This window comes from Nostoc sp. DedSLP04 (genome assembly GCF_034530775.1).
Taxonomy (GTDB): domain Bacteria; phylum Cyanobacteriota; class Cyanobacteriia; order Cyanobacteriales; family Nostocaceae; genus Nostoc.
On the sequence record NZ_JAVRCL010000054.1, the window covers coordinates 1 to 20,763 of the forward strand.

The following is a 20,763-nucleotide window of genomic DNA, read 5'->3' on the forward strand; positions in this document are numbered from 1 at the left end:
ATTTTTATTTCTGTATCATTTTTCCATAACTTTTGTTTTAAGGACATGTCTAATGATTAAGAGTCCAGAGAAACTTGCAGATACGACAATTCAGTTTTCGGCTCCTGTGAGAGCAAACTCGCCGGAACTCCAGCAGCTTTTTGATTTCATTGCTATAGGAGCAAGTGAGCGCGATCGCGATCGCATCCTTCCTTATAATGTGGTTGAATTAATCCGGCGTTCTCGGTTGGGTGCATTGCGAATCCCCGTAGCTGAAGGTGGTAGTGGTAGCACCGCACGCGAACTATTCGAGGTCGTGATTCGGCTGGGAGATGCCGATCCAAACGTCGCTCACATTGTACGGAATCATTTCTCTGTGACAGAGCGAATTTTGCGTTCTGAGCGCACTCAAAGGAATCAGCGATGGCTGAAAGCTGTGGTCGATGGCGCGATTATTGGACTTGCTACGACCGAATTAGAAGTCAAGCGATCTGGTGGTGGTCAAGTCGCGAATACAAAATTAACACCCGATGGCGACGGCTATCGGCTGAATGGAACCAAGTATTACAGCACTGGCAGCCTTTATGCAGACTTGATTTTCGTGCGTGTGCTAGTACCCGATGGCACTAAAGCGTTTATCCTCATTCCCACCAACCGCGAGGGGATTGACCTTGTGGATGACTGGGATGGCTTCGGACAAAGACTTACAGGTACAGGAACAACTACATTCACTAATGTACGTGTAGAGGCAGATGAAGTAATTTTTGAGACAGACACAGACAAAGACAACCTGCCATATAACATCGTTCCGCAACTATTCCTGACAGCAATCAACGCCGGCATTATTCGCAGCGTTCTGCGCGATGCTACAGCCCTCGTCCGTACCAGACCCCGGACTTTCTACCATGCCGTAAGCGAGCAGGCAACAGAAGATCCAATTATACAGCAAACTGTTGGACAGATTGCCGCTAATGCTTTTGCTGCCGAAGCGATCGTTTTAGCGGCAGCTGATGGTCTCGATCGCCTCCCTGCTGCCCAAGCTCAGGGTGAAGAGGCAGAAACGGCTGTGGCACTGGCAACTTCTTTGAGTGCAGCCAAAGCCAAATTGATTGTTGATGATTTGGCTCTACGTTCGGCCACCTTGCTGTTTGAAGTGGGTGGGGCTTCCACAACAAAGAAAAGCTCCAACTTCGATCGTCATTGGCGCAACGCCCGTACCTTATCCTCACACAACCCAAATCATTTTAAGGCTCGTGCGATCGGTGACTACGAGATTAACGGTACACCATTGCCGCAACGAGGATTTTTCTAATTTTGTTCAGACCCCTGACTTCTAACATCCGGGAAACGACTTTATAGACATCTTGCAAAAGCAACTTTTGCAAGATGTTGGGAAAAGGTTAAAGGTAAAGGGGAAATTCCATCGCTTTTCCCTTTACCCCCGCCCCTTATCCCCTTCTTGGGACCCCACCTTCCCCACAAATGCCAAGAAGTCTTATGAGTATGTATCAGAAATCGAGGATCTTGCAGCCAACCGAAACCGTTGAGAGTAACTATGAGTACAATTAACACTTAGCAACTAATGGTTTAATTAAATTAAAAGAAAACGAGTTTATTTTCTCACTACTTGAGTGTAGATTCACCTAAAAATACCTGCACTAAATTCTCATAGTCAAAGATAAAGAAATATTGATTAGATTTGAACAGTTCATCAAAAGGTGGTATCTTCTTTCTTAATACTACGGTAAATCAATCGGCTTAACGTATTTTACTCGTTATCGTCATAGATATGGCTGCTTAAACTCCTAAAAATTGATATCAAGGAGTCAATTGTGGTGAATTCTTTAAAAGAATATTGCTTACAGTACAAACAAAAATGTTCTGCCAGTAGAATCTTTGCGATCGCAACGTTTTTTCTTGGTTTGATAGTTTCTGGTTGCAGTCAACAAAAAGCTATCAATGTCGTAGCTAACTCAGATTCTTCTTCAAAAACTCTCACTACTAAAACTACAGAGAAAAACAATGTGATTCGCTTGGGCTACCAAAAAGGAGGGATTATTCCCATTGCACGACAGCGGGGTGAGTTAGAGCGTCAGTTAGTAGCCCAAAATATTAAAGTTGAATGGAGTGGGCCATTTGACCGTTGCGCTACGCTTTTAAGTTCTCTCAATGGTAATCGGGCAGATATTGGTGGATGTGGTGATATTCCTTCCATCTCTGGAATTGCTGCCAGACAACCTCTTTGTATTGGCTCTGTACAGCGTCCTAGTCCAGATTCTTTGAGTAGTGCTATCTTAGTTCGTGGCGATTCTCCCATTCAAAAACCGACTGATTTAGTCGGTAAAAAAGTTGCAGTTAATCAAGGTGGCGCGGGCGAATATCTGTTATTAAAAGTTTTGGAAAAAGAAAATATTCCTTCATATAAAGTTCAGCGAGTTTATCTATCACCAAATGACGCTGCACCTGCTCTATATCAAAATTCTGTTGATGCGTGGGCAGTTTGGGAACCTTATATTTCCATTGCCCAATTAGAGCATAAGGCGCGAAGAATTACCACTAAACACCCTGCTCCTACCTACGGCATTATGATTGTTCGTACTGATGCAGCTAAAGAAAATCCTGTAGCTGTGAAAGCTGCTCTTACTGCTTTGAGTGAGGATGGTGAGTGGTTAAATCAACATACTAATGCTGCATCAGATTTTCTAGTTAAAGAGCTAAAAGTCTCTGATGCGGTAGCCAAGCAGGTGACTAAAAATCGAGGCCCAGAGTCTTACGTATTTCCTAATACTGAAGATATCGTCAAGCTTCAGAAAACAGCTGACTGGTTACTAGAGCAAAAAATTATTCCGCAACGAGTAGATATTGCTACAGCAGTATGTCCGTTAGAAACTACCGCTGTTAGGTAGAAAAGATGACAATAATATACCCAAAAATAACGTGTCTATCAATTTGCAGCAAAATTTTTCCTTCTCTTTGGGTTGCTTGTTAGTAGCAACAACAGCTTGCTCAGAGGTTAAGTCTACCAGTCCGGCAACGATCGCTACTAATCCTAGTGCGTCCCAAGTCGCACTATCGAATACAACTCAACTGCATGTTGCTAAATTTAAAGGTGGCTGGGACTTAAATTTAAAGTTAGCTAAATTAGATAATTTCCCTTATCAAACTCAATTTACTGAGTTTACTGGGGGTAATTTGATGGTGCAGTCAATCAATGCTGGTGCGATTGACTTGGGTTCAGCTAGTGAAATTCCGCCGATTTTTGCGATTGAATCGAAAGCAGCTGTAAAAATTATTGCCACTCTCAAAGGGCCTACAGTTGCTCAAGTTGTACTCGTACCCAAAAACTCGACTGCCAAAACGATCGCTGACCTTAAAGGTAAGAAAGTGGGTTACGTTAAAGCTACAACTGCCCACTACTTCCTGATTAAGATGTTGGAAAAAGTCGGGCTAACGATGAAGGATATCAATGCAATTCCTTTATCGATACCCGATGGACTAGCCGCTTTTCGTAAAGGACAGCTTGATGCTTGGGCTACCTACGGTTACTCCATTCCCCAAGCCAAAAAAGAAGGGGCGCGGGTGCTGGAATCTGCAAAAGATATTTTGAGCGGTAACTTCGTAATTATTGCTTCACCGAATGCGATCGCCGATCCCCAAAAGAAAGTTGCGATCGCAGATTTTCTCTGTCGTTTGCAGAAATCCCAAAATTGGCGGGAATCTAATCTCAAGCAATGGTCGAAGAATTATGCAAAGACCATTGATGTTGATGAAGGCATCGTTTATCAAGATGCTAAACAAGGACTACAACAGCGTCGTCAAGAATTACTTCCTATTTCTGACGAAGCTATTGCTTCTCAGCAAAAGGTTGCTGATACCTTTTTTCAAGCGGGTGTAATTTCTACAAAAGTTGATGTTAAACAACTTTGGGACAGCAGTTTGAACCAAGATATCGCCAAATGCCAATAATTGCAGCAATAAGTAAAAAGCTAAATGTCAAAATCACCTGATTTTTAATCATGGTAAAAATGATGTTTCATGGAATAGAAAGAGAATTATTAAATGGAGTACCTTGGTTATTTGAGCAACAGTCTCAATTACCACATCATCTCCAATTAACAGATCGGCAAGAACATGAGATCCGTGATATTTGGGAATTACCACCACAAGAATCTCCTCATCGCGAGCCTGTTGTTAAGCAGGAGATAAAACAGTTTGGGATTTTTAGCAAACTAAAAAGTTTTTCTTTAAAGGCGATCGCCAATAAATAAAGATCAGCATTATCAGCCACTCAAACTAATAGAAAATTTCAACTAATTTGCAATGTGCAGTACACCTTTAGAGATGATTTATAAAGTAAAGCTTAAATTGTAGGGTGCGTTATAGCAACGCTTAACGCACCGACAGATATGATGCGTTACGGCTAATCCTGATTTTCTGAAACTCCCAAATCCTTACATAGCCGTAACACATCCTACTTAATATTTACTTTATAAATAGGCTCTTACCGGGGTAGCTTCTTTGTAAGAATTCAGGAATCAGAATTCAGAATAGTTAAAGAATCAGGAAAACATTTGATGACTCTCATTTCATCCTCAAATACCGACATGACAACAACGACTGACCTCGATTTTGCTGCACGTGAGGCGTTGCGCCTACTCGGCCCCGATCCCGAAAACTGGGTAAGCGATCGCTCAGACATTGACCACAATGTAACCATAGTAGGCGGTAGTGGCAGTGGCAGCACTTTTGCATTTGCCCTGCGGCGTGTCGGCATTGGCCGCGTGACAGTCATTGACGAAGCCCATGCAGGCGTGTGGCTGACGCGGGCGCGGATGAAAAAGCTACGCACACCGAAAAACCTGCCAGGGCCAGAACTGGGCATTCCGGCGCTGTCATTTCAAGCTTGGTACGAGGTGCGGCACGGTGTTGAGGCATACGCAGCCCTTGACCACATTCCCCGAGTGGCCTGGGCTGAGTATCTCAGCTGGTATTGACATTTTCTGGGCATTCCAGTTCGGTATCAGACGAAGTTGGTGCGGATTGAGCCGGACGCAGATTTCTTTCGTCTACACCTAGAAGTGAACGGTGTCGCCCAAGTGGAAACCACACGTAAAATTATCTTCGCCAATGGTGTAGCTGGCACTGGTGGCCCAAATATACCGCCTGTATTGGCATCTCTGCCACGCACCTTATATGCACATACTGCCGATGCAATCGACTTCAATAATCTGCGTGGTAAAACAGTAGCAGTGCTGGGTGCTGCGGCCTCGGCCTTTGATGCGGCAGGAGTGGCACTTGAATCAGGCGCTAAAGCAGTACATTTGTTTGCACGACGGCCAGCGATCGCATCTGTACCAGTGAATCGCGTGCGAGGTTATCCTGGCGCTTACTATAACTATCCACAACTACCTGATGCAGCTCGCTGGTTCCAAGCTTGGCGGTTTAATCAAGTTGGCTCTACACCACCACCAGATGCAATCGAGCGGGTAATAGCGTTCTCTAACTTCCACCTGCATCTATCCGCACCGTGGAAATCTGCTCACAACCAGGGGGATCGCATCGTCGCTCAGGTAAATGATCATGTTTTCGAGTTTGATTTTGCGATCGCTGGTACTGGCTACTTTGTTGACCCGACAAAGCGCCCGGAACTCGCAGAATTTGCACATCATATCGCACTTTGGCGCGATCGCTATGAAGCCCCAGCTGACCAACGTGACGAGCGACTCAGCACCCACCCTTACCTTGGCAGCGCCCATGAATACCAAGAGAAAGTACCTGGCAATGCCCCCTACCTGAAAGATATCCATGTGTTCAATCCTGCTGGCTTCGTCAGCTTCGGTCTGCCCATCGGCGACGTACCCAGCATCCGACGCGATGTGCCAGCAATAGTGGCCCGCATCAGCCATGACTTGTTCTTTGCTGACTGGTCATTACACGAAGCCCGGATCGCTAACGGCAACATTTCGCCGGACTTCGACACATTATTGTATGCAGACGCGGTATGGCAACAGCAAGCCAAGGTGGCAGTCAGCTAAATCTGCGTAGCGTTTATAATTCACGCCTAATATGAATTAAAACGCTCTGCACCGAATGGCACTAATGAAAAGCTATAAGCTTTACAGAATAAGGACTACAGCTTTAATGCTCTTGCTTATCGAGGATAATGTACAGTTGCCTAAAAAGTTTTTGGAAATAGAAAAAGCTTACTCGTCGATGAAATAATTTTTTTGAGACGAATAAGCCGAAAACATAATTACTACTGTGATACTGCGAGTACAAATTCTCAAGCATAAATTTAATCAAAGTCTGGGGCTATCTTTTAAAGAACTGTTAAGCTAATCAGCATTAAAGTTGCTCCCATCAGGGCGCTCATATTGCCCACCCCACAAGACATTGAGAAAATTGTCTGCTGCCAACAGCTACTTTCCCTCTAAAAGTAGTAATTACGAATTACGAATTACGAATTACGAATTATCTCAATGCTTCCACTTCTTCAGGAACCTTCATTTGGTCGAGAATTCCCCAGATTTCTTGTAACATCGGCTCTAACCCGGTGCGAGTAACTGCTGAAATCACAAAAACCGGCGCGTAGGAAAGATGATTAAGTTGGGTAGCTAATGCTTCCAAATCGACAGTTTCGCGATCGACTGCATCAATTTTATTCAGCGCCAAAATTTGCGGACGTTCTGCTAAACCCCGTCCATAAGCTTGTAATTCTTCCTTAATTGTGTTGTAATCTCTAATCACATCATCACTAGTAGCATCAATTAAGTGAAGTAATACTCGCGTGCGCTCAATATGGCGCAAGAAATCGTGTCCCAGTCCTGCACCTTGAGACGCGCCCTCAATTAGTCCGGGAATGTCGGCGAAAACAGTACCATCACCTGTAGGTTTTTGCACTACACCCAAATTTGGAATCAGGGTAGTGAAGGGGTAGTCTGCGATTTTCGGACGTGCTGCTGATAAAGATGAAATTAAAGTGGATTTACCAGCGTTTGGTAAGCCAATAATCCCCACTTCTGCCAAAAGTTTTAACTCTAGGCGCAACTGCTTTATTTCTCCTGGCAATCCTGGGAGGGCATATTCTGGGGCGCGGTTACGGTTGCTCAAGAAATGCTGATTTCCCAGTCCGCCTTTACCACCTTGGGCAATCAGCAAAGTTTGCTTAGGTTCAATTAAATCCCCCAGCAGTTCGCCAGTTTCAGCATCATAAATGGTTGTACCGCAGGGAACTTCGATAATTAAATCCTTTCCTGCTGCCCCAGTGCAGTTATTTGGCCCGCCACGAGTACCCTTTTCTGCCTGAAAGCGATGGTTATATCTGAAGTCCAGCAACGTTTGTAGGTTTTCTTCGGCAACGAAAAATACCGAACCACCTCGTCCCCCATTACCACCAGAGGGACCGCCAGTCGGCACGTATTTCTCTCGCCGGAAAGCGACAATACCATCGCCGCCCTTACCAGCTTCAACTTCAATTTTTGCTTGATCGATAAATTGCATCTTTCTAGAGTCCTGTTAGCGGATAGCTGGCGTTGAGCCAGTGCTGAGTTATAGGCGAGTTATAAATTATAAGTTTTAAAATCTTATTCCTCACTATTTACTTGTAACTCACACTCCCTACTCCCCCTGCTCCTTTTGCTCAAGATGTGGGAATATATAAAGAAAGTTGTACCTAACCGCCTACGTAGAGGTTTAAAGTGGATACCATTGCAATTCCTGCTCTGAATCGGCCAGTGGATGCCACGGTAGAAATTCCTGGTTCTAAAAGTCTTACCAATCGAGCGTTGCTTGTCGCAGCTTTGGCGCAAGGTGACTCCATTTTAGAAAATGCTTTATTTAGTGAAGACAGCGAGTATTTTGCTAAATGCGTAGAGCAATTGGGCATTCCCATTACTTTGAATCCTCAACTGGCACAAATTAAAGTGGCGGGAAGGGGAGGCGAAATTCCAGCTAAACAGGCAGATTTATTTGTGGGTTTGGCAGGTACAGCAGCACGGTTTATTTCGGCGCTGGTGGCACTGGGGAATGGTGAATATCGCCTAGATGGCGTTCCCCGGATGCGAGAACGACCGATGGGCGACTTGTTGACGGTACTACAAACGGGTGGAGCAACCATTAACTTTGAAGGAAACTCCGGGTTTATGCCTTACACCCTCTATAGCCAGGGATTCGCTGGCGGAAATTTTCGCTTGAAAGCCAACCAAACAAGTCAGCAACTTTCGGCATTGCTGATGATTGCGCCTTACGCTCAACAGGATACGATTTTTGAGGTTGAGGGTACGTTGGTTTCTCAGTCTTACATCAAAATGACCTGTCGTCTGATGGCAGACTTTGGGGTGGAGGTGATGCAAATCGGCGATAATCAGTTTCAGATTAAAGCAGGTCAACGTTACCAAGCTCGACATTACACTGTAGAACCCGATGCATCAAATGCTTCTTACTTTTTTGCCGCCGCCGCCGTCACGGGTGGACGGGTGCGGGTAAAACATTTGACCAAACAATCTTGTCAAGGTGATATTCTCTGGCTGAATGTTTTAGAACAAATGGGTTGCCAAATTAAGGATGCGGATGATTACACCGAAGTGACGGGGCCGAAGCAATTGCAAGGCATCGATATTGATATGAATGATATATCGGATCTAGTGCAAACATTAGGAGCGATCGCACCCTTTGCTAGTTCACCGATTACCATTCGGAACGTGGAACATATTCGATATAAAGAAACTGACCGAATTAAAGCTGTGGTGACAGAGTTACGGCGGCTAGGAGTTGAAGTTGAAGAATTTGCAGATAGACTGAAAATTGAGCCTGGCCCCATTACCCCAGCAGCAATTGAAACTTATCACGATCATCGAATGGCGATGGCTTTTGCTGTCACTGGCTTGAAGGTTCCAGGGATTGTAATTAAAGATCCTGGTTGCACAGCGAAGACTTTTCCAGATTACTTTACCCGATTTTTCCAAATGTTAGAGCAATAAGAGCTATTTTCGTTAAATGTATACCAATTCAATTAATGATTGCAACACATTTTTGGGTGAAGACGCGATGAATCGCGTCTCTACAAATGGTCTATTTGTCGCATTGTTTTTTTAATTGGTATTACTTTTTCAATGCCAGAGTTAAGCCATCTGCGATCGCTACTACACTAAGACTAACTCGCTGGTCTTGATGCAGTTTTTGATTAAAAGCACGAATTCTTTTCGTTCTATTATCTTGCACCTGGGGATCGGCAACCCTACCTGACCAGAGAACATTATCGATCGCAATCAATCCCCCCGGACGCACTAATTGCAGCGATCGCTCATAATAGCCATCATAGTTGCTCTTATCTGCATCAATGAAGGCAAAATCAAAAGTTTCTCCTTCTCCTGTTGTCAGTAACCGATCCAAAGTCTGCAAAGCTGGGGCAATGTGCAGTTGAATTTTATCTGCCATTCCTGCTTGTTGCCAATAACGTCTAGCGATCGTTGTAAATTCTTCACTGATATCACAGGCTACCACTTTACCGTCCGTCGGTAACGCCAATGCCACCACCAGGGAACTATAACCTGTAAATACCCCAATATCCAAGGTTTTCTTTGCTCCCAACAATTGCACCAGTAATGCCAAAAATTGCCCTTGTTCGGGAGCAATTTGCATTCTACCTATGGGATATTGGGCTGTTTCCTGTCTCAGTTGGGTTAAAATTTCCGGTTCTCGAAGAGAGACTGACAGTAAATAGTCGTGGAGGTTTTGTTCGAGTCCTAGTGTTTTAGTTGTCATGGGTATTGGGCATGGGGCATGGGGCATTGGGCATGGGGCATTGGGCATGGAGAATAGGGGATGATTTCATGTCCGCTTGATTGCTTATTAAACCCGAAGAACCCCACCCCGCCAAAGCTGTGCTTTGTCTCCCCTCCCCGCAGGCGGGGAGGGGTTGGGGGTGGGGTTCTTTTATTATGGGTAATTTGGCGGACATGATATGAGTCTTTGATACTCGTGGATGAGTCTTTGATACTCGTGGACGAATCTTTGATACTCGTGGATGAGTCTTTTTTACTCGTGGACGAGTCTTTTTCACTCGTGGATGAGTCTTTGATACTCGTGGACGAGTCTTTGATACTCGTGGATGAGTCTTTGATACTCGTGGACGAGTCTTTTTTACTCGTGGATGAGTCTTTGATACTCGTGGATGAGTCTTTGATACTCGTGAATGAGTCTTTTTTACTCGTGGACGAGTCTTTGATATTCGTAAATGATTTTTTAAAAGTCAAAATTATATTTAAATACAACTCAGTATGATAAACAAAGCGATGTCTACGACGGGCTGTGCCTACGCTCAGGATATTTTAAATCATGCCAAACCTTAAAGAAGATGATCGCGCTCTGCGCGAGGTGTTGACCCAAGCCAAAATCATCGCTATTGTAGGTCACTCTGATAAACGCGATCGCACCAGTTATCAAATCGCGCAATTTTTGCGACAAAAAGGCTATACAGTTTATGCCGTCAACCCGCGAATTAAAGAAATTGACGGTCAACCCAGTTATGCCGCACTCCAGGAATTACCCGAACCCGTGGATATTGTTAACGTATTTCGTCGTTGTGAGTACTTACCAGAAATTGTAGATGAAGCAATTTCCATCACTGCTAAAACTGTGTGGACACAACTGGGTATCTGGCATCAACCATCAGCACAAAAAGCTATAGATGCAGGACTCAATGTGGTTATGGATGCTTGTATCAAAATTGAATATCTGCGGCTGAGAGTAGGTTCAACAGAAAATGTCTATAGGACTCATATTTGATTTTTGAAAAAAACTCAGTACAGCTTTATTCCTTCTTCCCAGTCCCCAGTCCCTAGTCCCTACGATTAATTCAGAAATCAAATCAGATTGCTATAGTTTTTATGCGTACAGATAAGTCTAACAATCATTTAGATTGTAATTATTATGCAAAAAGCGATCGCACAAACCTTCTATAACAGTCCTAAATCATCCTTTGAAAATTATATCTCTCTTTCTTCTTTCTTTCCTTTGCGTCCTTAGCGTCCTTCTCTAACGAGACGCTGCTACGCGTTGGCGTCAGCCTCTCGTAGAGAAGGCGGTTCGTTTTCTAATCTATATTTTTCACAACTCAAATAGGATTGCTATATGTGTAGAGATATTGCATACCAAGTGTTTGTTTGAGTTACTTGCTTAAACCCTTCTAGAATAAAAACTATTGTAGGTAATTTTATTACTAAAGTTGTTTTTATTGTGGGAGGTTATGATGAGCCGTCCAATAATTCTTGGTATTGTCGGCGACAGCGCGGCTGGTAAAACAACACTAACGCGAGGAATCGCTCAGGTACTCGGCCCGGAAAATGTCACGCTCATTTGTACAGATGATTATCACCGTTACGATCGCCAACAACGTGCAGATATTGGCATCACTGCTCTCCACCCGGACTGCAACCATTTAGATATTATGCAGCAACATTTGTCGCTGCTACGCACAGGACAACCAATTCTCAAACCAGTTTACAGCCATAAAACCGGCACATTCGAGCCACCGCAGTATATTAAGCCGAATAAATTCGTAATCATTGAGGGATTACTCGGTTATTCTACTCGTGCCGCCCGTGACTCCTACGACGTGAAAGTTTATCTTGCACCCCCTGAAGAACTACGCACAAAATGGAAAGTCAAGCGGGATACCCAAAAGCGCGGCTACACAGATGAACAGGTGCTGGCAGAATTAGAAAAGCGCGAACCGGACTCAGCACAATTTATTCGTCCGCAGCGGCAATGGTCTGATATAGTCATTAGTTTCTATCCACCTACCGGGGAAGATGATGAAACCAATGGACATTTAAATGTGCGTTTGGTACTACGTCCGACAATTCCCCACCCAGATTTTACCCAGATTATCAACCCTGGCTATGGTAATTCTGACTCAGCAATCCGCTTGGGATTAGACAGGGATATGAGTAAGCCTGTGGATGTCTTAGAAGTTGATGGTCATGCAACCTTAGACCAGGTGAATAAGCTAGAGCATGTTATTTGTTCTGATATGCCCCATTTACGAAGTATTTGCGATCGCGAAAGTAATCCAGAACTGGGTAAAATTGCTGGTACAACTGGAGAAACACTGCAAAGTTACCCCCTGGCTTTGACTCAGTTGATCATTACCTACCATATGTTGAAAGCAACGCAAATTCATCAGTAATTAGCAAAAATGAAGGGGTTTAAATAGTTTGCGATCGCGTGTAGTATTGGACTGTTGAATTATGCGATGCCTACGGCGGTAAACTACGCACTATTAGTCTGTCAAGTTTAAATTGATGAGTAAACAAGTTCGTAGTAAGGACTAAAGTCTTTATTTTCTAAGCATTAAAATCCTTACTACAAACCCTCAAAACTATCTTGACAAAGTAATATAATTATGATTTTAAACTCAGATGCTCATAATTGTGACTTGACGGGGGCTTGCAGCAATTCAATATCTCTAATTTGAAGAATACCACTACTCTCAAATTGCACAATGATTTGGGTTTTGGCAGCATCTGCTTCTTTTTTAAAATAGGCACGCACTTTATAAGGCTGAAAATTTTCCTCTGGTGAAACTCCTCTACCCCATGAAGTTGTTCTCAGTCCGCCCGATTCTCGTGGTCTACCTACACCCAAACTCACTGCAATTGATTGTTCTGTGTTTAGCGCTTTCGCATTAAAGTGACAAGCAAGAACACACTCTTGAACATCGGGTTCTGCAATTTCAAACAAGATGACTTTTCGCAAAGGATCTGTACTATTAGTTAGAAAGCGCTGAGTATTATCATAAGCTTCAATTTGCCAACTTTCTCCGACAATTCCAATGCCTCCCTTTGTGACTATAGAATCGGCAAGTGTGAATCGACGAATCAGCACAAATGGCTCTGCGGGTTCGGGAATAGCGAGTGGTTTTTCTAGCTCCTTAAGGGTTTCCTTAGCTTTAGAGAGAATAAAATTTGTCAGATTGTTGAATAGCTCGTCAAACATAGCGTAGTTTACTGCCGTAGGCATCGCCCTAAATTATATTATTTTTAGTATTCCCTTTGAAATAGTAGCCTTTTGTCATATTTGGGCGTTCTTGTTCATCCGCTCATATCATGTCTGGATAATTAGTTATGATTTCCACAATCATTGCACCCCATCCCAGCCCCCACCCAAGCTCACGATTGTTACTTTACAGGCGCTTGCAGTAATTCAATATCTTTAATCTGAAGAATGCCACTACTCTCAAATTGCACACTGATTTGAACTTTGGCAGCATCTGTTTCTTTTTTAAAATGGGCACGCGCTTCGTAAGGTTTAAAATTTTCTGTTGGTGAAACTTCTGTAAACCATGAAGTTGTTGTCATTCCGCCCCACTGTCCCGTTCTCCGAAAACCTAAACTAACTTTAATTGCTTTTTCTGTGTCTAGCGCTTTCGCGTTAAATTGACAAGCAAAAACACACTCTTGGACATCGGGTTCTGCAATTTCAAACAAGATGACATTTCGCAAAGGATCGGTACTATTCGTAAAAAAGCTCTGATTATTATCGTCATAAGCTTCAATTTGCCAGCTTTCTCCGACAATTGCAATACATCCCTTTGTCACCGTAGAATCGGCAGGTGTGAATCGACGAATCAGCATAAATGGCTCTGCGGGTTCGGGAACGCCGAAGCGTTTTTGCAGATCGTTACCGACTTCTTGAATTTTAGAGTCAATAAAACCTTTGAGATTGTTGAATAAATCGTCGAACATAGCGATCGCCTATGACAGTAGGTACACCATTACACTTATTAAACTTAGTAACAAGTATATTTTCACTGAAAGTCTACTGTAGTTAGGGTAAAGCGAAAAACCTAATCATTAAACTCTTGACATCAACTTAGCAAATTGCTAAGTTTAAATAATTACGGTTTAACACTTGCAGGAACATTATTATGAGCTTTACTTTGAAAAAATTTATTTATTATGCATATTATTTCCAATACAGCACTAAAACTTTTTTATCAAAAGTATCCCGATGCTGAATCCAGTTTACGTGGTTGGAACAAAGTTGCAAAATTAGCCAAGTGGCAAAATATACTTGAAGTTCGCCAAGCTTTTAACTCTGCCGATCCAGTAGGTGAACTTACAGTTTTTAATATTCAAGGAAACAAGTATCGCCTTATTACCTATATTGACTATCAAAGTCAAAAAGTCTTTATTCGCAACGTATTAACTCATACAGAGTACGATACAGATAAATGGAAAAATGACCCTTGGTTTAAATAAACGTCCTACCTACATTGAACTGCTGCAAGCATTTCCTCCTCGTCCTATCAAGACTGAGGATGAGTTATTTGCTACCCAAAAAATTATTAATTCTTTGATAGATAGCGCTCCGTTAACATTGGATGAAAAAGATTATCTTAATATTTTAGGCACTCTAGTTTACGAGTTTGAACAAACGCAAGAGCCTGTGCCTGATATTTATGGGATAGATTTACTTCAGGTTTTGATAGAAGAAAATGGGCTACTTCAAAAAGATTTAGTACCCATTTTCAAAACAGAATCTATTATATCGGCCATATTGAAAAAGCAGCGTAAATTAACAACTAGACACATTGAAGAACTGGCGAAATTTTTTCATATTTCACCTGCTGCTTTCTTCCCAAATAGTCTTGAGTAACTTGTTATTGGTTGATTGTGGAAGTGCGATCGCCTACGGTGGGCGGGTAAAATTAAAGATTTTCTCAAATAAAGATGATTTTGAGAGCAAACGAGGGATAACTAAGGATAGTTCTATGTGTGGTGCTATTTTCTTAGTTTAATATGACCTATTGCCTCAGAATTGCCGATCTACCTACAAATGAGCGTCCGCGTGAGCGATTAATGACGCATGGTGCAAAAATTTTAGCCACAGCAGAGTTAATCGCAATTCTTCTAGGCACTGGTCAAGGGCCAGGAAAACTATCGGCTGTGGGTTTGGGACAATATATCTTGAGCGAACTAGGCAAACATCAACGCGATCCTTTGGCAACTCTCCGAGAAGTTAGCCCCGCAGAGTTAATGCAAATTTCTGGTGTTGGCCCAGCGAAGGCGACAAGTATCTTAGCAGCAATTGAATTGGGCAAACGCGCCTTTCAATCACGTCCCAATGATGGCACATTAATTGATAGCCCACTTGCTGCTGCTGCTACCCTCAGTCAAGATTTGATGTGGCAGGTACAAGAACGTTTTGCAGTGGTGTTATTAGATGTCAAGAATCGCTTGTTGGGTACGCAAGTAATTACCATTGGCACTGCAACCGAAACCCTAGCCTCTCCCCGTGATATCTTTCGAGAAGTTATTCGTCAAGGCGCAACGCGGGTAATAGTAGCCCACAACCATCCTTCTGGGAACCTTGAACCCAGCCAGGAAGATATAGAATTAACGCGTCAGTTATTAGCAGGGGCGCAGCTTTTGGGCATTCCAGTACTAGATCATCTGATTTTGGGCAATGGCAATCATCAAAGTTTACGAGAACTCACAACTTTGTGGGATGAGCATCCGCAAGGGGATTAGTGAAAAAGCAGGGGGGCAAAGGGGCAGGGGAGCAGGGGGAGAAAAACCATCTATAAAGATTCTTGCTCTCAACCCTAGTGAGAAAACGAGCAAGGGTGTTTTTGCCCATAATTTTACTGCGTTTGTACCTTCTCCCCTGCCCCCTGTCCCCTACCTTAATTATTTACGCCGACCTACTTATTACTTACTTTCCTGCATACTTCTGACTAGTTTAGTCACTAGCTTTCTGGGAGTAAATCTTACAGATTCAGCAAGCAGCTTATTTTTAATTCCAGGAACGACAACAGTTTTGTTTTCAAATAGACCACGATAGCCGATTTCGGCTACTGTTTCCGCAGTCATAATTTTTTGACCGCTTACCAACTTGGAGTCTTCCATTGCGGCTCTTTGCTGAAAACCAGATTCGGTAGGCCCTGGACAAAGCGCCGTTACAGAAACGCCTGTACCTTCTAATTCATTTGCGATCGCTTCTGAAAATGATAAGACATAAGCTTTACTAGCGTAGTATACTGCCATCAACGGCCCTGGTTGAAAAGCAGCAGTGGAAGCCAGGTTTAATATTTTTCCAGACCCCCGTTTAACCATGCCTTTGAGAAATAACTTGGTTAAATGTGTCAGACATAATATATTGACTTGTAGCAATTGCATTTCAGCATTCAGGTCAATTTCGTTAAATAATCCGTAGGTAGCAAATCCTGCATTGTTCACCAGCACATCAATATTAATCGATGCTTGTTCTAGCTCCGTGAAAATTTCTTCTGGGGCTGATGGGTTAGATAAATCCTTGGAAATAACTTTGACATCAATGCCAAATTTATTTTTAAATTCATCGGCAATTTTATTCAGCTTTTCCAGGCTTCTAGCTACCAACACAAGATTGTAACCATCCTGAGCAAATAATTTCACGAATTCATAACCGATACCGCCAGATGCACCAGTAATAAGAGCCGTTTGTTTGCGATTGGTCTGCATAATTTTTCCTTTTGTTATTTGTTATTTGTTATTTGTCATTTGTCATTTGTCATTTGTTATTTATTATTCTCCCCTGCTCCCCTGCTCCTCTGCTCTCCTGCTCCCCTGCCTCCCCTGCCTCTTTCATTGCCATTGGGAAATTTCCAAGCGAACTGCTGCATTTGTTCCTAAGATTTTTTGACCGCGTTCAGGTAAAGAAACATACGCAACATATATATCTGGACTAGATTCTGAAGTCGGATTTAATTTTGTTACTGGCTCTTTGTCTTCAGAATTCCAACTGTATTTAGCCTCATAAGTGCTATTTGATTCGGCAACATCAGTAATTAGATAGTCAGACCACAAAGGTACTTGGTCGAGATGATGGTCACGTAACCAATTCGTCTCTTGTTTTGTAAAGGAATGCAGCGCTAAACGCAGGGCATATCTACAGGTATTATCATCATTGACTGAGTTTTTTGGAATTAAGAAAGCTGTAAATAGCGGAATAGGTTTATCTGTTCGGGTTAACTCTTGTGTAATTGGGCAATAATGAGCGATCGCTTGCTCATATATAGGAATAGGAAGACCACGCAAAGCTACTCTAGTTTCCAGTTGATAAAAGTTCTTGTCCAGGTCTTGTAACTCAACATTGCTCAGAGACAGTTTCACCTGAATATCACCAAACAAAAATCGTTGTAGGTTTTGATAACCTTCTTCGGAGTTCAATATGCCATAACGTCCACCATGAGAGCGATGAACATAAGCACGATGAGATCCAAGGATATAAGCTTTATCAATCTGAACTAGACCATCACTTTTCACCCCAACAAGATTGCGTGAAAGACCAAAAGCTTCTTCATAATCATGTGCATTCGTGCCGATTAGAGAAAAAACGCGGCTTGGCGAAAATGCATTATCTATACTTTGTAATTGTTGTAGCTGAAAGTTATCGGGTAACTCAGCCGTTGGCTTAATATTAGGTGTTAAATACTGGTACATCCGTTGAGGGCCAAAGTCATCAGAATTATTCAATTGAAACCTGTCCCTGAGATTTTCAATTAAGCCACCCCCGACCTCAAAATAAATACCACCATGAGGTGTAGCGTAGGTAAAGAATTTGTCAATATGATCGGCAGCTTGCTCGCCTTGTTCTGGATAAATCTTTTCAATCAAGCTGCGACAAACAAGACCTCCCATCGAGTGGGCAACCAGATAAATTTTGTCCGCACCTGTCGTTTTTTTGACATTCTGGATCAAGTCTCTTAAACCCTGAGCTATTTGCTCCATTTCCTGCCGAACGACACTTGATGAGCCAAAACTAGGTGTAGATATATCATAAAATCTATAGATCCAAATAGTTTGATGAAGTCGATCGGACAATCTTTTAATCTGATTGCTTACATTCTGATTGTCAACAATCGGTTGATAACCATGATCGGTCATTAGCCGCAGCAAGGGACTCTCGAAAAAAAACTTCTGGGGATTTTCCTTCTCATCTACTCGAATATGGGTTGAACCACTATTGAATCCATAAAACGGATCGTTGACTGTTTGCTCAACGTCTTTTTCTGTACCTGCATATCCACGAACGAAGACGATTGGTAAATACGCCATATATATCCTTGCTATTTAATCAATATTTTTTCTCGTTCCCAGATTTAACCTGGAAACGAGTGCAGAATATCAAGACAAGTTGTCTTAGTACAACATTTTATTAATTCGTAGCGAATTCTCTGCGTTTAAAACACTACGATTTTACACGAAAGCTGTACTTAGAAAGTTTTCACGAACTCAATTAGGGCTTTCTTATCTTCATCTGGGAGATTTGAGCCAAAATAATGACCCTCATCTTCTACAAAATCAGGAGATTTGTTGGCTCTTAAAAGTACACGTGCCAACTTACCCTTAATTCCACCCTCCGGTTTCAAGTCTTGAAAAAGGCTGCCGAGATTCAGAGATGTAATCGCCTCTCTCATATTGATGCTTGCTAGCAAATTCACAGGCGTACCTTTAGGAACAGGAAGCCTAAATCTCGGATTCGGATCTCCTGGAGGAAGCTCTAATTTGGTATCTTTAGATGTCCTGCTGATAATTCCCTCACGCTTTTCAGGCCACAGCAGCTTTTCCATCGCATCCGTATAGGCTTCTACACGTCCTTTCACTGAAGGATCTTCGTTGTAAAGTCCTAGTGTGTTGTTGTGCAGAAGTGGTGCTGTTGCCCAAATGCTCACTAGTGAGGGTGTACGGTAATATCCCAAACCGCCATCAGGTATCTTAAATTCGATGGGTTTTTTCTGATCGAAGGGGTTGTACAGTGTCAAAGTACCTGGTGAAGGGAGTTCTTTGAACGTCTTCGATGAGAACTGATCCCAAATATGCCCTTTAGAGGCATTTGTTCCTAGCGATCGCGCTGCATTGGTTCCAATTAAAGTAACTGGATAACGCTGGTCATCAGACAAGAAGTTGTGGTCGAGGAAATTACTACTGAGTACAGACTCTTCGTACCATTTTTGAGCCTGTTCGGGGTCAGCAGCGATCGCAGCCGATGGCTTTTTGCTGGAATGGCAACCAGCACAAGTACTGGCAAAAACCAGCTTCCCACGTTTGAGAACTTCCTCATCTTTAGTCAAGAACTGTTCGCCACCTGGTGCATCTTTCAGGTGCATCGGCTTGATGGTTTTTAAGAATGCTTCGGCATCAGCCATGCGTGCTTCTGTCTGTCTCCAGCCTTCGCACTCTTTGCGCGCCTTTTCAATATCAAAAGGTTTTTGGGGAGTTCTGCCTAATAAAGGCTCATGAAGACTTGTCCAGTAATCGCCGCACATCCCAATGTTGACGTAGACGCGTAGTGAGGCATTTGCCACTCCTGTAGAGTCCGCACCATCCTTGAGAATATGATTAACATCCTTGGTTGAACCATCGTTCATCACCTCTGGATATTTGGGGCGATCGCCTAAATTAAAAATGGCATTAATCGCATTCGGATTATTGATGTGATCGGTGGCAATCCGAGAAGTATCAGAGGTACCAGGTTTTTGAGAATCGAGTACTTGCTTAACAAAACTATTTTCTCCAACGCTGGATGCAAATAATTTATTTTCTTTAATGTACTGATTACCCAATGCTGCTACCAGGTTTTCCCATTTTGGATGTTCCTTGTCTTTGGGTGGATTGAGGGGATCTAACGCTACGTGACAGATGGCGCAGGACTGCCCGATTACGTATGGAGGCTCAATTTGTGAAGTTTTGGCATATTCAACAGGGTTCCATTTTGTCGAGTCGAAGTTGGGGTTTTGGAACTTACGCAACCCAATAACGCCAGTTGAGAGCGGATCTTTACATTTATCTAGCCACAAACCATATTCATCTGGTGCTGTCGCCTTTTCACATCCAGGATCGTTAATTGCACCATAACGTTGCAATCGCTCGTCATGCACGCGCGAGTCAATCAGCTTTAGCAGGTCAACACCACCATGCGTTCGCTTCGCTAAATCGCGATAGTACTTAGAATTACCGCCAGTCCATAAGTACCAAGTGCAACGACCCCGTTTCTCGGCATCTGTCAAATTCTCCTTTGTGTACTCTGGGAGATAACCGATACCCTCGCAGTTATCAGGGTATTTAGATACACCCGTATCCGAATACTCGGTACTTATGGATGTAGGTATTTCACTATACTCATCAGCTAGAGCTGTAGGCGTTCCATAAAAACCGCAGACTATAAACATAGTCGCGAATAGGAGGAGCAGACAGCCCTTAAAAATTAGACTTGTCTTTTTCATAAAACTCTCTGGTCATAACACCTAAACCTTTCCCACTGCACCTCACGTTTGCAGAGGTACACTAATGCTTCATCACCAATTTCCCATTTTCCAGATTTAGTCTTGGGATATTTTGATGATTAATGTACCCTACTGAGGTTCGTTATATATGAAGTTACTACACAAATTTGCAAAACGTCATTAATAAACTTTTATACATTTCTAAATCAAAAATTTAAAAATTTGTAAATTTACAATGGTCTTCAATAACCAATTTGCTATGGTTATATCGATTTCCTACCTACTTGGTTAGGTTTGTAACAAATTGTGAGCAGCTAATTTTAGCTACTTTTAAGGTTGCCTTAACCTTTTAAGAAAAATAAAAGACGGAAATTTTCACTTTTTTTAAGAATTGCTCTGTAAATACCGATAGGTTTACAAATTGCAAAAGTCTTTATATAACTGTAAAAACCAATAAGGATAAATATCCATGCTGAAACTGGTTAAGTAAATTTAAGTAACAAAAACTTAATACT

Annotated in this window: 20 protein-coding genes; 13 read left to right on the forward strand and 7 right to left on the reverse strand. The window is 42.6% G+C overall.

What is annotated here, in order from left to right; all coding sequences use genetic code 11:
- The first annotated feature begins 52 nt into the window (after positions 1–52).
- The 6 genes from RMX89_RS25410 (at position 53) to RMX89_RS25435 (ending at position 6,014) form a co-directional block, all read left to right on the forward strand.
- A complete protein-coding gene (locus RMX89_RS25410; RefSeq protein ID WP_322690902.1) occupies positions 53–1,291 on the forward strand; it encodes an acyl-CoA dehydrogenase family protein in 1,239 nt (412 codons plus the stop codon).
- A gap of 520 nt (positions 1,292–1,811) precedes the next feature.
- Positions 1,812–2,885, forward strand: coding sequence for an aliphatic sulfonate ABC transporter substrate-binding protein (locus RMX89_RS25415; RefSeq protein WP_322690903.1), 1,074 nt, complete (start codon positions 1,812–1,814; stop codon positions 2,883–2,885).
- A 31-nt stretch (positions 2,886–2,916) separates the two neighbouring features.
- Complete coding sequence (locus tag RMX89_RS25420) at positions 2,917–3,945, forward strand: ABC transporter substrate-binding protein (RefSeq protein ID WP_322690904.1); 1,029 nt, start codon at positions 2,917–2,919, stop codon at positions 3,943–3,945.
- Positions 3,946–3,995: 50 nt separating this feature from the next.
- Positions 3,996–4,247, forward strand: coding sequence for a hypothetical protein (locus RMX89_RS25425; RefSeq protein WP_322690905.1), 252 nt, complete (start codon positions 3,996–3,998; stop codon positions 4,245–4,247).
- A gap of 336 nt (positions 4,248–4,583) precedes the next feature.
- Positions 4,584–4,973: an FAD/NAD(P)-binding protein gene (locus RMX89_RS25430; protein WP_322690906.1), complete on the forward strand. Its 390-nt coding sequence runs from the start codon at positions 4,584–4,586 to the stop codon at positions 4,971–4,973.
- A gap of 39 nt (positions 4,974–5,012) precedes the next feature.
- Positions 5,013–6,014, forward strand: a complete 1,002-nt coding sequence (locus RMX89_RS25435; RefSeq protein WP_322690907.1) for a hypothetical protein — start codon at positions 5,013–5,015, stop codon at positions 6,012–6,014.
- Positions 6,015–6,450: 436 nt separating this feature from the next.
- Here the strand turns inward: RMX89_RS25435 and obgE are convergent, their stop codons facing one another.
- On the reverse strand, positions 6,451–7,479 hold the full coding sequence (gene obgE / locus RMX89_RS25440) for a GTPase ObgE (protein WP_322690908.1): 1,029 nt from the start codon (positions 7,477–7,479) through the stop codon (positions 6,451–6,453).
- A 197-nt stretch (positions 7,480–7,676) separates the two neighbouring features.
- On the opposite strand from obgE, the gene aroA reads away from it, so the two are divergent.
- Positions 7,677–8,957 carry a 3-phosphoshikimate 1-carboxyvinyltransferase gene (aroA, locus tag RMX89_RS25445; protein WP_322690909.1) on the forward strand — a complete coding sequence of 427 codons (1,281 nt, stop codon included), beginning with the start codon at positions 7,677–7,679 and terminating at the stop codon, positions 8,955–8,957.
- 121 nt (positions 8,958–9,078) lie between these two features.
- Here the strand turns inward: aroA and RMX89_RS25450 are convergent, their stop codons facing one another.
- Positions 9,079–9,741, reverse strand: a complete 663-nt coding sequence (locus tag RMX89_RS25450) for a class I SAM-dependent methyltransferase (RefSeq protein ID WP_322690935.1) — start codon at positions 9,739–9,741, stop codon at positions 9,079–9,081.
- A 573-nt stretch (positions 9,742–10,314) separates the two neighbouring features.
- Between RMX89_RS25450 and RMX89_RS25455 the strand changes: the two genes are divergently transcribed.
- Complete coding sequence (locus tag RMX89_RS25455; RefSeq protein WP_322690910.1) at positions 10,315–10,764, forward strand: CoA-binding protein; 450 nt, start codon at positions 10,315–10,317, stop codon at positions 10,762–10,764.
- Between the two features lie 463 nt (positions 10,765–11,227).
- Positions 11,228–12,166 carry a phosphoribulokinase gene (locus RMX89_RS25460; protein WP_322686628.1) on the forward strand — a complete coding sequence of 313 codons (939 nt, stop codon included), beginning with the start codon at positions 11,228–11,230 and terminating at the stop codon, positions 12,164–12,166.
- Positions 12,167–12,402: 236 nt separating this feature from the next.
- Here the strand turns inward: RMX89_RS25460 and RMX89_RS25465 are convergent, their stop codons facing one another.
- On the reverse strand, positions 12,403–12,999 hold the full coding sequence (locus tag RMX89_RS25465; protein WP_322690911.1) for a hypothetical protein: 597 nt from the start codon (positions 12,997–12,999) through the stop codon (positions 12,403–12,405).
- A 158-nt stretch (positions 13,000–13,157) separates the two neighbouring features.
- A complete protein-coding gene (locus RMX89_RS25470) occupies positions 13,158–13,724 on the reverse strand; it encodes a hypothetical protein (RefSeq protein WP_322690912.1) in 567 nt (188 codons plus the stop codon).
- A gap of 213 nt (positions 13,725–13,937) precedes the next feature.
- On the opposite strand from RMX89_RS25470, the gene RMX89_RS25475 reads away from it, so the two are divergent.
- Genes RMX89_RS25475 through radC form a run of 4 tightly spaced genes read left to right on the forward strand, consistent with a single transcriptional unit; the run spans position 13,938 to position 15,512 of the window.
- Entirely contained in the window at positions 13,938–14,240 is a 303-nt protein-coding gene (locus tag RMX89_RS25475) for a type II toxin-antitoxin system HigB family toxin (protein WP_094352981.1), read from the forward strand.
- Complete coding sequence (locus tag RMX89_RS25480; RefSeq protein WP_322690913.1) at positions 14,221–14,637, forward strand: transcriptional regulator; 417 nt, start codon at positions 14,221–14,223, stop codon at positions 14,635–14,637. The genes RMX89_RS25475 and RMX89_RS25480 overlap by 20 nt, the downstream gene beginning before the upstream one ends.
- The gene (locus RMX89_RS25485; RefSeq protein WP_322690914.1) at positions 14,630–14,779 is read left to right on the forward strand and encodes a hypothetical protein; all 150 of its coding nucleotides are present in this window, start codon (positions 14,630–14,632) and stop codon (positions 14,777–14,779) included. The genes RMX89_RS25480 and RMX89_RS25485 overlap by 8 nt, the downstream gene beginning before the upstream one ends.
- Before the next feature lies 1 nt (position 14,780).
- Positions 14,781–15,512: a RadC family protein gene (gene radC / locus RMX89_RS25490; RefSeq protein ID WP_322673166.1), complete on the forward strand. Its 732-nt coding sequence runs from the start codon at positions 14,781–14,783 to the stop codon at positions 15,510–15,512.
- Positions 15,513–15,692: 180 nt separating this feature from the next.
- On the opposite strand, the gene RMX89_RS25495 is transcribed toward radC, so the two are convergent.
- The 3 genes from RMX89_RS25495 to RMX89_RS25505 all read right to left on the reverse strand — a co-directional run bounded on the left by RMX89_RS25495 (position 15,693) and on the right by RMX89_RS25505 (position 20,194).
- The gene (locus RMX89_RS25495; protein ID WP_322673168.1) at positions 15,693–16,484 is read right to left on the reverse strand and encodes an SDR family oxidoreductase; all 792 of its coding nucleotides are present in this window, start codon (positions 16,482–16,484) and stop codon (positions 15,693–15,695) included.
- Positions 16,485–16,607: 123 nt separating this feature from the next.
- The gene (locus RMX89_RS25500) at positions 16,608–18,080 is read right to left on the reverse strand and encodes a lipase family alpha/beta hydrolase (protein WP_322690915.1); all 1,473 of its coding nucleotides are present in this window, start codon (positions 18,078–18,080) and stop codon (positions 16,608–16,610) included.
- Between the two features lie 158 nt (positions 18,081–18,238).
- Positions 18,239–20,194, reverse strand: a complete 1,956-nt coding sequence (locus tag RMX89_RS25505; RefSeq protein WP_322690916.1) for a hypothetical protein — start codon at positions 20,192–20,194, stop codon at positions 18,239–18,241.
- Positions 20,195–20,763 lie beyond the last annotated feature (569 nt).

What these genes read in the sequence shown, in the direction of transcription:
- RMX89_RS25495 (WP_322673168.1), bottom strand. Translation starts at nt 16,484, where the DNA reads ATGCAGACCAATCGCAAACAAACGGCTCTTATTACTGGTGCATCTGGC.
- RMX89_RS25475 (WP_094352981.1), top strand. Translation starts at nt 13,938, where the DNA reads ATGCATATTATTTCCAATACAGCACTAAAACTTTTTTATCAAAAGTAT.
- RMX89_RS25480 (WP_322690913.1), top strand. Translation starts at nt 14,221, where the DNA reads ATGACCCTTGGTTTAAATAAACGTCCTACCTACATTGAACTGCTGCAA.
- RMX89_RS25460 (WP_322686628.1), top strand. Translation starts at nt 11,228, where the DNA reads ATGAGCCGTCCAATAATTCTTGGTATTGTCGGCGACAGCGCGGCTGGT.
- RMX89_RS25450 (WP_322690935.1), bottom strand. Translation starts at nt 9,741, where the DNA reads ATGACAACTAAAACACTAGGACTCGAACAAAACCTCCACGACTATTTA.
- RMX89_RS25470 (WP_322690912.1), bottom strand. Translation starts at nt 13,724, where the DNA reads ATGTTCGACGATTTATTCAACAATCTCAAAGGTTTTATTGACTCTAAA.
- radC (WP_322673166.1), top strand. Translation starts at nt 14,781, where the DNA reads ATGACCTATTGCCTCAGAATTGCCGATCTACCTACAAATGAGCGTCCG.
- RMX89_RS25430 (WP_322690906.1), top strand. Translation starts at nt 4,584, where the DNA reads ATGACAACAACGACTGACCTCGATTTTGCTGCACGTGAGGCGTTGCGC.
- obgE (WP_322690908.1), bottom strand. Translation starts at nt 7,479, where the DNA reads ATGCAATTTATCGATCAAGCAAAAATTGAAGTTGAAGCTGGTAAGGGC.
- RMX89_RS25505 (WP_322690916.1), bottom strand. Translation starts at nt 20,194, where the DNA reads ATGTTTATAGTCTGCGGTTTTTATGGAACGCCTACAGCTCTAGCTGAT.
- RMX89_RS25410 (WP_322690902.1), top strand. Translation starts at nt 53, where the DNA reads ATGATTAAGAGTCCAGAGAAACTTGCAGATACGACAATTCAGTTTTCG.
- RMX89_RS25500 (WP_322690915.1), bottom strand. Translation starts at nt 18,080, where the DNA reads ATGGCGTATTTACCAATCGTCTTCGTTCGTGGATATGCAGGTACAGAA.
- RMX89_RS25465 (WP_322690911.1), bottom strand. Translation starts at nt 12,999, where the DNA reads ATGCCTACGGCAGTAAACTACGCTATGTTTGACGAGCTATTCAACAAT.
- RMX89_RS25455 (WP_322690910.1), top strand. Translation starts at nt 10,315, where the DNA reads ATGCCAAACCTTAAAGAAGATGATCGCGCTCTGCGCGAGGTGTTGACC.
- RMX89_RS25425 (WP_322690905.1), top strand. Translation starts at nt 3,996, where the DNA reads ATGGTAAAAATGATGTTTCATGGAATAGAAAGAGAATTATTAAATGGA.